This is a genomic window from Tunicatimonas pelagia (genome assembly GCF_030506325.1).
Lineage (GTDB): Bacteria > Bacteroidota > Bacteroidia > Cytophagales > Cyclobacteriaceae > Tunicatimonas > Tunicatimonas pelagia.
This window is the reverse complement of the sequence record NZ_CP120683.1, coordinates 218,391-233,976: the sequence shown is the minus strand read 5'-3', so window position 1 is coordinate 233,976 and position 15,586 is coordinate 218,391. Positions and strand designations below refer to the sequence as shown.

The 15,586-nt window shown below is 39.7% G+C and carries 15 protein-coding genes; 13 read left to right on the top strand and 2 right to left on the bottom strand.

All coding sequences use genetic code 11. The features are described from left to right. Positions 1-70 precede the first annotated feature (70 nt). The 13 genes from P0M28_RS00905 to P0M28_RS00845 all read left to right on the top strand — a co-directional run bounded on the left by P0M28_RS00905 (position 71) and on the right by P0M28_RS00845 (position 11,491). Positions 71-1,540 carry a M56 family metallopeptidase gene (locus P0M28_RS00905; protein WP_302207479.1) on the top strand — a complete coding sequence of 490 codons (1,470 nt, stop codon included), beginning with the start codon at positions 71-73 and terminating at the stop codon, positions 1,538-1,540. Between the two features lie 10 nt (positions 1,541-1,550). After that, positions 1,551-1,916 (top strand): BlaI/MecI/CopY family transcriptional regulator, encoded by a 366-nt coding sequence (locus P0M28_RS00900; RefSeq protein ID WP_302207478.1) that lies wholly within the window; start codon positions 1,551-1,553, stop codon positions 1,914-1,916. Between the two features lie 316 nt (positions 1,917-2,232). After that, a complete protein-coding gene (locus P0M28_RS00895) occupies positions 2,233-2,652 on the top strand; it encodes a tyrosine-type recombinase/integrase (protein WP_302207477.1) in 420 nt (139 codons plus the stop codon). A gap of 61 nt (positions 2,653-2,713) precedes the next feature. Further along, positions 2,714-3,250 carry a Crp/Fnr family transcriptional regulator gene (locus P0M28_RS00890; protein WP_302207476.1) on the top strand — a complete coding sequence of 179 codons (537 nt, stop codon included), beginning with the start codon at positions 2,714-2,716 and terminating at the stop codon, positions 3,248-3,250. A 15-nt stretch (positions 3,251-3,265) separates the two neighbouring features. Continuing rightward, on the top strand, positions 3,266-3,871 hold the full coding sequence (locus tag P0M28_RS00885) for a DinB family protein (RefSeq protein ID WP_302207475.1): 606 nt from the start codon (positions 3,266-3,268) through the stop codon (positions 3,869-3,871). Between the two features lie 232 nt (positions 3,872-4,103). Then, on the top strand, positions 4,104-5,201 hold the full coding sequence (locus P0M28_RS00880; RefSeq protein WP_302207474.1) for a S41 family peptidase: 1,098 nt from the start codon (positions 4,104-4,106) through the stop codon (positions 5,199-5,201). 187 nt (positions 5,202-5,388) lie between these two features. Further along, entirely contained in the window at positions 5,389-6,054 is a 666-nt protein-coding gene (locus P0M28_RS00875; RefSeq protein ID WP_302207472.1) for an SH3 domain-containing protein, read from the top strand. 146 nt (positions 6,055-6,200) lie between these two features. Then, entirely contained in the window at positions 6,201-8,459 is a 2,259-nt protein-coding gene (locus tag P0M28_RS00870; protein ID WP_302207470.1) for an amidohydrolase family protein, read from the top strand. 154 nt (positions 8,460-8,613) lie between these two features. After that, positions 8,614-9,375, top strand: coding sequence for a helix-turn-helix transcriptional regulator (locus tag P0M28_RS00865; RefSeq protein WP_302207469.1), 762 nt, complete (start codon positions 8,614-8,616; stop codon positions 9,373-9,375). A 4-nt stretch (positions 9,376-9,379) separates the two neighbouring features. Beyond that, positions 9,380-9,853, top strand: a complete 474-nt coding sequence (locus P0M28_RS00860) for a GyrI-like domain-containing protein (protein WP_302207468.1) — start codon at positions 9,380-9,382, stop codon at positions 9,851-9,853. Beyond that, positions 9,846-10,274, top strand: coding sequence for a DUF1801 domain-containing protein (locus P0M28_RS00855; RefSeq protein WP_302207467.1), 429 nt, complete (start codon positions 9,846-9,848; stop codon positions 10,272-10,274). Before P0M28_RS00860 ends, P0M28_RS00855 begins: the two co-directional genes overlap by 8 nt. 170 nt (positions 10,275-10,444) lie before the next feature. Beyond that, complete coding sequence (locus P0M28_RS00850) at positions 10,445-10,768, top strand: DUF1801 domain-containing protein (protein WP_302207466.1); 324 nt, start codon at positions 10,445-10,447, stop codon at positions 10,766-10,768. Further along, positions 10,769-11,491 (top strand): DNA alkylation repair protein, encoded by a 723-nt coding sequence (locus P0M28_RS00845; protein WP_302207464.1) that lies wholly within the window; start codon positions 10,769-10,771, stop codon positions 11,489-11,491. A 185-nt stretch (positions 11,492-11,676) separates the two neighbouring features. On the opposite strand, the gene P0M28_RS00840 is transcribed toward P0M28_RS00845, so the two are convergent. Continuing rightward, positions 11,677-13,629, bottom strand: a complete 1,953-nt coding sequence (locus tag P0M28_RS00840) for a c-type cytochrome (protein WP_302207462.1) — start codon at positions 13,627-13,629, stop codon at positions 11,677-11,679. Positions 13,630-13,642: 13 nt separating this feature from the next. After that, positions 13,643-15,556 carry a 3-keto-alpha-glucoside-1,2-lyase-like domain-containing protein gene (locus tag P0M28_RS00835; protein WP_302207461.1) on the bottom strand — a complete coding sequence of 638 codons (1,914 nt, stop codon included), beginning with the start codon at positions 15,554-15,556 and terminating at the stop codon, positions 13,643-13,645. Positions 15,557-15,586: the final 30 nt, after the last annotated feature.

The following is a 15,586-nucleotide window of genomic DNA, read 5'->3' as shown; positions in this document are numbered from 1 at the left end:
AAAACTGAAAAATAAGTTGTATAACTGAATTATCAGTTATACATTTGAGTATTAACTTACTCATAAACTTATGAATACTGTTCTGTTGTATCTCTTAGAATCCTCCGTCTATCTATTAGTTCTCGGCTTAGTGTACAAATGGCTGCTCTCCCGGCAAACTCATTTTACATGGATGAGAGCTTTTTTACTTTCGTTGGTAGTCGCCAGCTTAGTCTTGCCATTATTGCCCACTCCGGCTACTTGGTTTAGCAAATTGATAAATCCTGAAATAGTAGAACCTGCTGTTTCAAATCCAATCTTTACTCTGAATTGGTTGACACCATCGTCAGTTTTGAATAGTCCCACTGCTACATCAGAAACGGCATCGCTAATTAGTTTGCCGTTGCTATTGTTAGTAGTTTATTCAGTAGGCTTTTCTTACCGACTGCTAGTTTTTGGGGTGAACCTCACTAAAATCCGCAAATCAATAGTATGTTCTACTAAACGAAGAGAGGGAAATTACTGGCTTGTCAATTTATCTCACAAAGAGCCAACCTTTTCTTTTCTGAACTATGTGTTCATCAGCTCTCAGAGTACCTTTACTCCAGCAGAATATCAGCAAGTGTTGCAGCACGAATTAGTGCATGTGCGACAACGACACACTCTCGATCTGCTACTATTTGAGCTAACTCATATTTTATTGTGGTTCCATCCGGTCATTCCCTATCTCAAGAAACAGTTGCGAGAGGTGCATGAGTATCTGGCTGACCAGGCAGTTGCGAAAAAACCGGAAGAGCAACGAGACTACGCTCACCTACTGCTCAAACTGGCTTCCGAAGATCGCCCTCTATCCTTAGCTACTAGCTTTTTTGGTAAGCAAGTTGGACGCCGAATTGCTATGCTAACCAAACCACGATCTCACCCAAAACAACGTTGGTTTTTCGCTTCAATAATTCCATTGTGTGCGAGCATATTTTTGTTGAGTGCCTGTCTGGAAGAGCCTACTAATAACGCAAGCTCTATTTCGTCATCACCTAATCAAGCCGTGGAAAAATCTGATAATATGCGAACAATTGGACAGATTCGGTGGGAGGGAAATACGGTTTACAGTGACGAATTTTTGACGGAAGCGCTTGGTTTGCAATCGGGCGATCCGTATGATTCAGCAGAGATGAATCAGCGGCTAAATTATAGTGCCGACGGCTCCGATATGGCTTCTCTGTACATGGATCAGGGGTACTTATTCTTTAGGGTGGATGTTCAAGAAGTTGAATTAGCAAAAAATAAAGTTGATCTAGTATTGAGTATCTACGAAGGCGAAGTAATCAAAATCAGTGAGATTCATATTCTGGGAAATCAAGATATAGCTGAGGAAACGATTTTGGAAGAAATTACCATTAAACCAGGGGAGTTATTTAATCGCTCCAAGCTAGTTGAGTCTCAAAAAGCCATTGCTGATATGGGTTACTTTGATTCTGAGCAGGTTGGAATCAATCCAATACCTGATCCTGAAAACAAAGAAGTTACCATAGAATTTATTCTAAAACCTAAAGCTGAGTAATTAAAGTAATATGGAAGAACTAACAAAAACGGAAGAACGGATTATGCAGGTTTTTTGGAGGTTGAAAAAAGCCTTTGTCAAGGACGTAATAGAACAACTGCCGGATGATCCAAAACCACCGTACAACACTATTTCTTCGGTAGTGAGGCTTTTAGAGAAGAAAGGATATTTAGCGTACAAAGCCTACGGAAAAACCTACGAATATTACCCGGCTATTTCTAAAGGAGAATACCGGAAGTTGTACATCAAGAAACTTCTTTCGGGCTACTTTGATAATTCACCGGTGTCGCTACTGTCTTTTATGGTAGAAGAAGAGCAGTTAAGCGAAGAAGAGATCAATGAGCTGAAGAAGCTCATTGATCGAATCGATCAATAGATAGAGATCAAACTATGAATTTAACCCTTAGCCAAGCTGTGTTACTAACCGTTTTAGTATTTATCATGCTGTCATTATAAGCCTTAATGAGCTTACGGAGAGGTGCTAACTCATCACGCAATTCCTCAGTGAAGGGTTCGTGTTTCTTGCCCAACGTTTCTAAGCGTACTACCGGCATTTCTACTGGGTCTCGCCAGACCGGGTCACGTAGACCGGGTCGCGTAGACCGGGTTCGTCTCTTGTTGTATATTCATGTTGACGATATGGCTAAACTTTTCTTCTGGAAAAACCAGCGATAATACCGCTTCAGCTGGGATTGCGAAGAGGCGAACTTTTGAATTTGAAGCTTATAGATAGTAAACGTATGCTAATACGGGTAGAAAGCGGAAAAGGTAGATACACGCTACTTTCTAAAGCACTTTTGCAGGATTTACGGCAGTATTACAGCCTACATAAGCCCAAAGAATACCTGTTTGAGGGAGAAAAAGGTGGGAAGTACTCAGGAAGTAGTGTGCGTAAGATTGTGAAGATGGCTGCCCGGAAAGCTGGGATACGCAAATCGGTGTACCCTCATATGTTACGGCACTCCTTTGCTACTCATTTGCTTGAGCAAGGAACAGATTTACGCCATATTCAAGTATTACTTGGGCATCGGTCAAGTAAAACGACGGAGGTATACACTCATGTAGCGGACAATACTTTCAAAAACATCTGTAATTTACTAGATTCACCTTAATTTTATAAGACAAATAAACGCACCAGTGCATTTATACAGTTGTTGTGCGTAAGCTAAAAAAATGAACCCGATAACAAACTTTATAGAGAAAATTGACCAGCAGAATTTATGGGACAACAAGCTAGAATTAAGCCGAAAAGAACATTTAAAGGTAAAAGGGAGCATTGATACAAATCTCTACTTTGTAGTCAGTGGAAGTTTGAGAATCTATGTGTTGGACGAATTTGAAGAGAATATAATAAGATTTGGCTATAAAAATAATTTCATAGCGTCTTTGGATTCTTTTATGACTGAAAAACCGTCAGATTTATACATTCAAGCAATAAAAAAAACGGAATTAAAAGTTATCAAAAAGACGACATTTATGAACTTGATAGAAAGTTCAGTAGAAAATACCAAAATCTGGCATATAATGCTCGGAGATTTGATATTTCAACAAATGGAAAGAGAACGAGATATTTTAACTTCTTCGCCAATAGAAAGGTACAAAAGAGTTTTGGCAAGAAGTCCCAAATTATTTCAAGAAATCCCAAACAAGTATATTGCATCGTACTTGAGAATGACACCCGAAACATTATCAAGAATCAAAAAGTCTTAATCCAAATCAATCTTTTTGGAAAGAACATTACCGATTTTTGTTAAAAAAACAATGACAATAAAATCAGAACAATTAATACAGGACTTGATAGAAAGAACTCGAATAAATATCAACCAAGCCGAAAAATTCAATTCCCTTTCAACCGAAAAGCTGAATTGGAGGATTGAACAAGGAAGTTGGAGTATTTTAGAATGTTTCGAGCATTTGAATTTGTACGGAGATTTTTATATTCCAGAAATCAAGAACAGAATAGAAAGTTCAAAAACACTTCCGAAAGAAAGCTTCAAACCTGGATTTTTAGGTAATTATTTTGCAAAAAGTATGTTGCCAAAGGAAAAACTGAATAAAATGAAAACGTTTAAGGACAAAAACCCTATTGGTAGTGGGTTGGACAAAAGGACTATTGTGCGTTTTATTAATCAACAAGAGCAATTATTAAATCTTTTGGACAAGTCAAAAGAAATAGATTTGAACAAAACCAAAACAGCGATTAGCATATCCAAGTGGATTAAATTAAAGCTTGGAGATACATTCAGAGTTGTCATATATCATAATGACCGACATATTGTACAAGCGAATAAAATACTGGACGAAAAAAAGCCTACGCACAACAATGTATAAAAAACATAGGGCGTTTGTGCTAAACCGAAAGGTCAGTAAATATTAACAAAGTCCGCTAAATATAAAATTTGGCATTCATAGAACAAAAGTTAAAAGCAAAATATTTATATTTAGCTAAGTAATAAACCGAAACGTAAGTGCTTTTTAACTGCCCTACGATTTCTTATACTTAACGTTATCGGTCATTATAAAAACTGATTTTTTGAAAAAAACAATTTACTGATAAAAAAATATGAAGCGAATTCAACAAATCTTAATCCTTTTGCTAATAATAGCACCTGTTACAACCTTTTCTCAAGAAAACATATCTGACAATGAAAAAAGTACCACGATTGAGAGCATTAAAAAACTAATACATACAAATTATGTGTTTGCAAAGCCTACTAAACATTTCAACAACTCTCTGGACAGTCTAAACTTGAGCGGAAAATATGATGGCATAATTGACTATATGAGTTTTGCTGATGCTTTAACCAATGACCTTGTAGAAATCACGAAGGATAAACATTTCAAAATCCAATATAATCCTGAATTGGTAAAATCTAGACGTGAAGGTTTGAAACGACAACAAGAAACGACAACCGAAGAGAAAATAGAAAAGAATTCTGAAGAAAAAATTGATTGGAACTTATGGTATGCAAAAAAAGAGAATTTTGGCTTTGAAAAAGTTGCGATACTGGGAGGAAATATTGGCTACATAAAACTAAATTTTTGGCAACCATTAGACTGGGTTAAACCAACGATTGATGCCACTATGGGGTTCGTAGCTAACACTGATGCGTTAATCATTGATTTGACTGAAAATCAAGGCGGATATAGCCCAACCGATGGTTATCTGGCGAGTTATTTCTTTAATGAAAAGCCGACCTTATGGATGTCTAGCTACGAAAGGCGTTCGGAAGAGAGAGAATCTACTTCTACTTTTGAAGAAATTGGAGGAGAACGTTATTTAAATAAATCTGTATTTATATTGGTAAGTGAGAGTACCTTCTCACTAGCAGAACAATTTGCTTATGCTATGAAACATTTTGATAAGGCAATAATAATTGGACAAACTAGTGCAGGAGCCGCTCACGCAATTGATTTTATGGAAGTAAACGATCATTATCTAATACAACTTCCGGTTAGCCGTAGTATCCACCCTGTTACAGAACTGGACTGGGAAGGAACTGGTGTAATACCTAACATAATTACAAGTAAGAACGAAGCCTTAAAAACAGCACATCTCAAGGCATTGAATGAGCAAATCGAAAGTCTGAAGAAAAAAACAATCGTTGGACCTATATTAAAAAGATATGAAAAAGTTAAGACGGAAATAAACAACCGCTAACAATGGCTATAAGTAATTGCTTGTCCTTGCCTACTTCTGAAAATCCTCGCGGATTTTCGGTTTGGTGTGTACTTGTAAAGTTTCGTGCTAACCCACGCAACTACTCATAGCCGTCCCGTTAGCGGGCATTAAAAAGAAGAGTTTGATAAGATTGATAATATCATTTGTTCTTGTTCCAATTCTAGTTTTGGGGCAAGATGACACAAAAGCGTTTAGAGATAAACTCAGAGAAAATTCATCTCTGGCGATAATCAATGATGCTGATGGATATACAAATGTAAGAGATGGTAAGAGTAGCCAGTCAAATATTATTGATAAAATATACAAAAATGAATTGTTCTACTTTCATCCAGAAGCGGGTGAGAATTGGCTAATTGTTAACAAATTTTGGAACGTATATGGTTACGTACATAGGAGCAGAATTCAATCTATTGAAACACTGACTACTGATAGTAAAATTTCTTTAATTAGAGATATTTTCAAAAAAGAGCAAAGCTTCATTAAGTCAAGAAAAGCTGGAGAGCAGACCTCTGAAGAATGGATCAGCCATCATGAAAAAAAGTATGATCCGATTCTTGAGATAACTGAAGAACTGATCTGTCAGACCAAAAATGAGGAATTGCTGAAGCTGTTGCTGACAAACATGAAGTTAGACACTGGCTCAGCAGATGAAGCACCTATGTGGGCATTGGGAGCAATCTATGTTTGCAATCCAGATTGGACAATTAAACAGATCAAACTCACCCAATCTACTTCCTTGAAGGTGGAATTAGAATTTGGATTTGAAAACGTAACTTACAATCAGAAACCTGATAATTACGAGGAATTGAAACAAATGATAAATGAATTGTGAAACGCTCGCTAACATCGTTCAGCCACAAACCTAGCAATGATGAGCTAGTTCATTAGTTGCTCTAAGTAGCGATATTGGTAATTAAAAGATCAACGCCAACAAGCCCAGCCTGCGGCTGCACTTGGCCGTTACCTGCTATTTGAGAAATGAAAAGAATACTTAAAAATTTGATTGTTCCAATATTATTTTCCTTGCAAAGCTGTGCACAGAAACAAACGGAGGTGGCACAAACTTCAAGAGTTAAATTGTCAGACTATACACAAAGTTTCGTTTCACTAGACTCATCAAGAGTAGCGTTGCTAAATGTCAAAATGTTTGATGGAAAGGGCAACCCACCAAAAGATTCTCAAACTATTTTAATTAAAGATGGTAAAATCTTCCAGATTGGCAACTCAGATACTCTACAAGTTCCAGATGGGTTCTTTCAAATGAATCTGTCAGGCAAGACGGTCATTCCAGGAATTATAGGAATGCACAACCATATGAGAATTCCAAGGTCTGCAATGCTCTCAACATCACCTAAATTATATCTGGCTGCTGGCGTGACGACTATCGAAACTTGCGGAACTGGAAACCCTTATGAAGAATTAGCCATAGCAAAATCCATAGCCAATGGAGAACAGCCTGGGCCAGAAATCATAAATTCAGGACCTTATTTCACAGGACCCGACGGCAGGCAAAATTTTATAAGGTCTACAAGCGAACAAATGGTAAGAGATACCATTCGATACTGGGCACAGAAAGGCGTAAAATGGCTAAAAGTTTATACCGGAACGAGACCGCAAGATTTAAAAGTAATTGTTGATGAAGCACACAAAAATAATCTAAAAGTCACAGGGCATCTTTGTGCTACGACCTATGCCGAAGCTGCCGAAATCGGTATTGATGCCATTGAACACGGCTTCATACATAGCTATGACCACGCATCCGAACGGGAAATCGGTACTTGTGTTGGGAATAATGATTTTAGAACAAACTTGGCCATTGAGAGCGATGAAGTTAAGGAGGTTCAACAAAAACTGATTAAAAATGGAGTAGCCTTAGGTTCCACATTAGCCATTTTTGAGGCTCAGGCAAACGTAGCAGCGGACGAAAGGGATTTAGAGGTAATGGCACCTTATCACCGTGCGGCATACAATACTCGTAAGCAAAGAAAACAAGCACAGGGTGATGCTTGGTATTTCAAAGAAGAATGGCTTACCAAATCAATGGCATACGAACTTCAGTTCTTTAAAATGGGAGGATTGTTAGTAGCAGGTCTTGACCCTGGCCTTCATAATATGCCAGGCTTTGGTGACCAAAAAAATTATGAATTATTTGTTGAGGCAGGATTCAAGCCAGAGGAGGCTATTCAAGTTATGACTTCCAACGGTGCCAAGCTTCTAGAACGAAACGATATCGGTACGATTGAAGAAGGAAAAATTGCAAATTTGGTGGTACTTAATGGCGACTTAGAGAATAACCCAAAGACAATCAGAGAAGTAGCAACAGTATTCAAAAATGGAATTGGATATGACCCGAAGAAGCTAATTAATTCAGTGAAGGATAATGTGGGCTCAGAAACAGACAATTCAATGACCTATTTTGGGCAAAAACTACCCTTTAATGAACCAGAATTGTTTGCGCCAAATATCATTTCAAAACCGAACAGGCACGAGTTTGGATGTACTTTTTCCAAGGATGGAACTGAATTCTATTTTGGTGTCGATAATAATGGCGTTATGGAAATACATTTTTCAAACTTAACAGATGGTGTTTGGTCACCTCAGAGTAAGTTATTTGAATCAGATTCTATAAGCTATAACGACCCAATGTTTTCACCAGACCAAAAAAGACTTTACTTTATATCTAATCGGTCGCTTGATGGAAAAAAAAAAGAAGACATAGACATTTGGTATGTAGAGCGAGATAGCATAGAGTCAGAGTGGTCTGAACCGTTAAATTTGGGGTTGCCTGTAAACAGTCCCTTGAATGAATATTATGCATCTTTTACAGATGAAGGAACGCTTTATTTTGCATCAAAAGATAAAACCGAAGATGCACCTCGTTATGCTTTTGACATCTATCTTTCTGAATATGAGAATGGACAATTCTTAAAACCCGAAATCTTACCTGAATCCATAAACACCAATAGATATGAGGCCGATGTGTTTATTGCACTAGATGAGTCATATATGATATTCTGTTCTATCCGTAAAAATGGACTTGGCCAAGGAGATTTGTACATCAGCTTTAAAGACGTAGACGGAAATTGGACTGAGGCAGTAAATATGGGAGAATCAATTAATTCCGATAAGCACGAATTATGTCCTTTTGTATCGGCAGATGGAAAATACCTCTTTTACACGAGCAATCAAGATATATACTGGGTAAGCACAAAAATTTTGGAGAATTACAGAAAGTAAAACAGCAGGTAACACAGTATAAACTCAATAGCGGTGGAAGTACTGAAACGAAACAAAATGTTTAGATTTAAGTCTAGTTCTACGCGGAAAATTAGTGCGTGAAAACCGCTACTGCGCTTATACAAGACCGTTAGCCACAAGCTGAAAAACACAAATGGACAAAGAAAAACCCAGACTTGCGAGATTGACAGCAATCCTAATCCAATTACAATCAAAACGGATTGTAACAGCAAAGGATATTGCCGAAAAACATAACGTAAGTGTTAGAACGGTTTATCGTGACATCCGAACTCTTGAGAAATCGGGAATTCCAATCGTGACGGAAGAGGGAAAAGGCTATTCGGTTATGGACGGTTATAAAATTCCGCCAGTTATGTTCACCCAAGAGGAAGCGAACGCATTAATAACAGCAGAGCAGCTTATTCGAAAAAACAAAGACCAATCCCTGACCGAACAATATGAAAGTGCCATAACAAAAATCAAATCGGTCTTAAAATACACCCAAAAAGAAAAAACGGAATTACTATCCAACAGAATACAAGTTCGAAACAACCGTGAAAACGAAAAAACAAGCGAATATCTCATTCAACTTCAATCAACCATTTCAAATTACCAGACAGTAAAAATTAACTATCTGTCATTGGAAAACAAACAAAGCCAAAGAGAGATAGAACCATTTGCATTGTACACCACACAGGAAAATTGGGTTCTTATCGCTTTTTGCAGACTTAAAAAAGATTTTAGAGCATTCCGCCTTGATTGCATTCAAAAAATGCAAGTCTTGGAAAATCATTTTGAACCTCATAAAATGAGTTTGCAAGAGTATCTTGAAAAATGCAGCGAAAAATATAAAAACACCCCTGACATACCTTTGGCACAAGGTCAATCTACCTTTGCATTGAATCATAAAACTTAAAAAGATGCAAAAAGTGAAAATTGAACCTTTCAATATTATCGGAATCTCGATAAGAACAACAAACGAGAATGGAAAAGCAAGTAATGATATTGCCGAACTTTGGCAAAAATTTATGTCGGAGAACACTTTGACAAAAATCCAAAACAAAGTTGGCACTGAAATTTATTCGCTATACACGGACTATGAAGGCGACCATACAAAACCTTATACGGCAATACTTGGTTGCAAAGTTGAAAATTTGGACAACATTCCCAACGGAATGGTTGGTAAATCATTTAGTGGAGGAACATACACCAAGACAACTGCAAAAGGAGACTTAATGCAAGGTTTGGTCGTTAACCAATGGTCTAAAATATTTGAAATGGAATTGGACAGAACCTATAATGCCGATTTTGAGATTTTCGGGGAAAAAGCACAAAATCCTTCTGATGCGGAAGTAGATTTTTATGTAGGTATAAAACAAGAAACGAATGGGTAAACTAACCTTAAAGACAGCCCCAAGAGTAAATGAAGTTTTTGCGAATTATCCCGACTTTGTTCGGGATAAATTGCAACATCTTCGGGAACTGGTAGTAGAAACAGCCGAAGAAACCGAAGGAGTGACTGTTTTGGAAGAAACTTTGAAATGGGGAGAACCGAGTTTTGTCACTAAAAACGGTAGTACTTTACGAATAGATTGGAAAGAAAAAACACCTGACCAATATGCAATGTATTTCCAATGTACAAGTAGATTAGTTGATACCTTTAGGTTGGTTTTTGACCACAAATTTCAGTACGAGGGGAAACGAGCAATCGTCTTTCAATTAAACCAGAAAATCCCTGAATTAGCATTAAAAGAATGCATAAAAGCATCTTTGATTTATCACAATGTAAAGGAACAGATTACATTGGGAATTTGAGAAATGAATAAAAAAGCCAGTGGCTAACAATGTATATAAAAAATGAGCGAAATAGTAGTAAAATAAAGGATTTTGGCTCGTATCAAACTTTGTTCTTAACTGAAAGTTTAATACTTCGAAATCGCCTACTTTTCATATACTTAACGTTAGCCACAAGATAAAGAAACACAATGCAATACGACAAAGATTTGGAATCTGAACACAGAGAATTATTTCTAAATGCAAGAGGATTTTTACTGTCTTTTGACGGAATGGTTGAAACAAAAAAAGAACGAATCACGACTTATTCAAATGAGAAAGGTGGAATTTGCCATATGCGAACAATGCCTTATGGAATCGATTTCGGATTTCTGAAAGGTGCCAAAATAGAAGACAAATTAGGCTTACTGACAGGAAAAGGAAAAGCGATTAGAGTTCTACCACAAAAAGAATTGAATAAAAAATCTGTTGAATACTACGTTAAGCAAGCTATCGAAATAAACTCAAAAAAATAATTGACTTATAACGAAATCATAGAATGTCTTTATGACTTGAAAGATGCAGAAAAGGTTGTTTTCAAAGAAAAAAGCTTTGGAATAATATCAAATAATTCTTTAGGGATTTACCACAAGGAGCTGAAAATGATAGCCAAAGAAATTGGACACGATAATGAACTTGCTTTACAACTTTTTGATAGCGGAATTTACGAAGGACGACTTTTGTGTAGTAAAATGTTTAAACCAAAAGATGTTACCGAACTATTAATGGAAAAATGGGTAAAGACATTTGAGAACTGGGAAATATGTGACAGTTTTTCTATGGGGCTATTTGCTAAAAGTGATTTTGCACTTTCTAAAATATTGGAATGGACTAAAAGAAAACCTGAATTTGAAAAGAGAGCAGGATTTGCCACCATGGCTTCATATTGTATGGCAGATAAAACTTCAGAAAACGAACTATTTGAACAATTTTTTCCAATAATTAAGCGGGAGGCAAATGACGAAAGATTGTACATTAAAAAAGCAGTTAATTGGTCATTGCGGAATATTGGAAAACGAAATATTGACCTTAATGAAAGAGCAATAGAAACTGCCAACGAAATATTGGAGTTTGAGAGCAAATCTGCAAAGTGGATTGCAAAAAATGCTTTAACGGAATTACAAAAAGATAATTTGAGAATGTCGGATTATCCAAGAACCGAATATAGAAATCCAGTGGCTAACACAATGTATAAGTAATAGCGGTTTAAGTGATAAAACTAAAGTATAAATATAAAACAGTCAGTGCTAAACTGAAAAGTTTGTGAGTAGAAATCCGCTACTACTCATACACAAGACCGTTACCTTATGTTTGTATCCTGCTGACTTGATATGGTGAGATTAACTAAATGCTGTAATACACTGACTTGAGCATGCACATCACATTAATCATCTAATGAATTAATCCATTTGGCAATCTGCAAAGCCTCTTCTTCGGGAACCTGAGGCATGGGTGCCATTGGGGTGTAATCCGGCCAGTTTTGCGGTTGCGGATTGTAGATTAGCTCTACGATCTTTTCGTCGCTGTACTTCCGTTTCGCAACATCTTTAAAGGCCGGGCCAACCTGACGCTGCTCAGCCTGATGACAGGCCGTACAAGTATTTTTCACCAGCAGTGGTTCAATATCGGCGTAAGTGGGAGCAGCCGCACTCACATTCGGATCGTCAGGAGTAGTAATAGCGGCTTGGGATGTTGTTCTTTTTGTAGTGGACTGACTAGTTTTCTTCAATCGGGTAGTGACCCATTCGCTGGCGGGTAGCTTCTCTCCGTCAGGAATGTTATTGAGGGTATAGTAAGCCGTAGGGTGCAACAATGAGTGGTCACTTTCGGCGGATTTTATTCCAGCCGCTATAATCTCATGAATATAGTACTGCCGGAGATTATCCACTTTTACCCTAACCGATTTTCCATCTTCGGCAACTTTCACTCCGGCAACTTTCAGCGGCTCATCGTTTACGGTTGGGCTACCGTACACGGCGTGGTACTTGTAAATAAAGCTACGCCCGCTGTAAGCATTTAAATCCTCGGCTGATTCCTTGTCAATTGGCTGGGTGAAATGCATGGTGAAGCCATCGGGTTCAGCGTGGACAGTTTGCATCTCAAAGGGAGTTTTACCCGTCCAGATCAATCGTTCCAGTCCGGCATTTTGCGTTCCGGCGGAACCCCAGCCTCGGTTAGTTTCGCCTACGTAGAGCGAGCCATCTCCGCCCCAAGTCATCCGCAGCACGCCCGACTGGAAGCCCGAACGAAAGTCAAAAGCAACTCCCTGGTATTCGCCTTTCACTTTTTCTAGCGAAACCCGCATAATTTTGCTTTGCCCCTGATCGCCAACTAGCAACTGACCGCTGAATGGGCCAAACTCGCCTTCACTTTCATCTACTAGAATTTCTGAGTTAGAGATACCTAGAATACCGTGGGGTAACCAGGCTGCGGGGAGCTTAATTTCGGGGAAAGTCTCGCTAGCCTCGTAAAGAAAATCGGGATCTTCTTCGTCTGCTATATTTTCAGGCTTCACGTAGCGACCGTTCTTCTTAACTTGTCGTATATCAATTTGGGCGTAGAACTCTTGCTCGGTTAGATCAACTGGAGAGCCATCTTTCTCTGCCCAGGCTAATCCGGCGGGATGCCCCGAAAAGCTTCCTTCGGTGATATGCCAAACTCCACCCGAACCCATCCAGTCACCCTGGTTCTCAGTGTAGAAAAATTCACCATCAACCACACCTAAACCGCAGGGGGAGCGCATTCCGGTAGCCCAGGGTTGCATCTCACCTTCGGGGGTAATCTTCATTGTCCAGCCCCGCCAGGGAACCCGACTTTCTCCTCGCCACCATTCTTCGCTACCGAAAGCTACATTTCCGGTGACCATCATACTACCATCGGGTAGAAATTTGGGTCCATAGGAATATTCGTGGTAGTGCCCGGACAGCGGCCATTGATAGATAGTTTCGTACTGATCGGCCTTATCGTCACCATTGGTGTCGGTGAGTTTGGTCAGCTCGCCTCGTTGGGCGGTATACAGCGCATTATCACGATAGGTTAATCCCAGCGGTTCGTGTAGTCCGGTAGCAAAACGAACGTAGCGGGGCAAGGTGCCTTCGTACATGTTGGGATTTTCCACAATGAACACGTCGCCTCGGCGGGTGCAAAGGGCAATCCGTCCGTCGGGTAGGGTTGTGAGTCCACCTACTTCCAGTAGTACATCTTCAGGAGTAGGTAGCGTGATGATTTGGTAGTAATCATCTTCGGTAGGCATATCCGAAGTCTGGGCTTTGACTGAAAATAATCCTACGAATAAAAGACCAACAATGAGTAATAAACGAAATTTATAGAAAGACATAGTGAATAGCATATTACCAGATAATTGAATAAGCGAATGAAGAACTTTGCAGCGGCGCAACTAGTTCTTGTTTTTGATTAACCGTGCGAACCGTAACCGATTCACTAGAGACAGGGCGGATAAAGTACTGCTGATCGATGGAAAAACTTCCGTCGGGCATGGATTGAATTTCATCGCCTTCCGCCAATTTCACGTAAGTTTCGCCCGTAGCTTCTCCTTCGGTTAAAGTGAGCGTGCGGGTTAGCATCTTCCCGTTTTCGTCGGCTCGGATACGGTCTTCGAGTGTTTTCCCGCCATGCTGATGTAAGAAAATGGGTAAGCCGGTTTCAGTATCAATCCGGTAGCCATTGCTCTGCCAGTCCCCGGCCTCGTTTAGCTGAGTAGGGAAGGGAGTATTGGCATCGGAGAGATTCGCCAGAGAGGTACTGGGAAAAAGGTACTGCACAGCTCCCCGTGGGCGGAACGATCCATCGCCCCGTCGGTACCACATTGGGGTAGCGTTTAAGAATTCTCCGCGCCAAACACAGACCGGAGTGCCCGTAGTTAGGTTATAGACAAAGTGCGCCCCACTGGGTTCGCCTACTCCGATAGTGTGGGTCAGTCGCTGTGATTGATCGCCTTTGTAATCCAGAAATGCCCGGAGCATTCGGGGTTCATCGGCTACTTTCACGTAGATTGGACCAGTCTCTGGAATATCGGGCTGATAGGAGTTGGGATTATGCAGTGGACGCGGATAGGAGTCGGTGCTAAAGAAGCCGATTCGGGTGGGCCACTGGGGAGTTTGTTTGAAATAAACAAGTCGGAACGGGGTTTCGCCTTTCGGCAAACTAAGCGTCATTTGATTCTTGGTGTTCCGACCATCAAAACCATTGGGCTCGACCTTCACCTTGCCGTCTACTTCTAGCATAGTCCGACCAACGTAATTTAATTGAAACTGGTATTCGCTGGCTTCAGAAGTACTCAAATTACCTTCGTACACCACGGTAAAATCGTCATCAACCCCTGATAAGTCAGTAGTTAACTGATTCAGTATACCTTCTTGAGTAGGTTGAGCGTTCGTAAGTGAATCTACCTTAGCAAAAGCAGTTTCGTAGACTTTATAACTAATATCGGTAAGCTGTACATCCGATTCTCCCATTAATCGATATCTGATATTACGAAAAGCCACTGGGCCGTGGTCACCCTGAATCATGATAGGCCCCTTTGCCACCTCATTGTTTTCCACTGGGCCACCGGTGGGCAGTGGGACTTCTACATTTTCGTGAATGCGTTCGCCATTTAAGTCAACGTACACAAAGCGGGCGTTAGCGATTTTATTACCGCTCTCATCAAACTTAGGGGCTTGAAAAGCGATCTGCATACTTTGCCACAAACCGGGGGCTTTAGCTGCATTGGTGAGCGGAGCTTTGCCCATGTATATTTTTCCGGGTTCTTCTTCCCAGTTGCGGTAGATGCCACCAATATCGCCGTAGCGGGGATTCTTCACTCCCCAGCTATCTAAGAGTTGAATCTCGTAACGCCCTTGCAGGTAAATGCCCGAGTTAGAACCTTTGGGCATCATTACCTCCAACTCTAGCAAAATATCGCCATGCTCAAAAGTAGTCAGTAGGTGATCTTTCTTGGTTTCATCATTCATATTCAGCAAGATGCCAGTTCCAGATTCGTAGCGAACCGGGCCTTGCTGGGAAGGGGAGTCTTCGGATTTTTTGGACTTCTTTCTTCGTTTTTTAGGCTTTTCTGATTCAGCTTCTTGAGGATGAACATCAGTGTTTGGATCTACGGTGACCGAGCCTACCACCATCCAGTTGCCTGCTTGCTCTTGGAAAGCTGATAAATCATCTAGCGAAAGCGGCTCCAAGGGAACCTGCTGGGCTGAGAGTGATAAAGATGTGATTAAAAGAAGAAGTGTAAGAAAATATTGTCTCATAGTATCCGTGAATAATTTGAAAACCGGCAT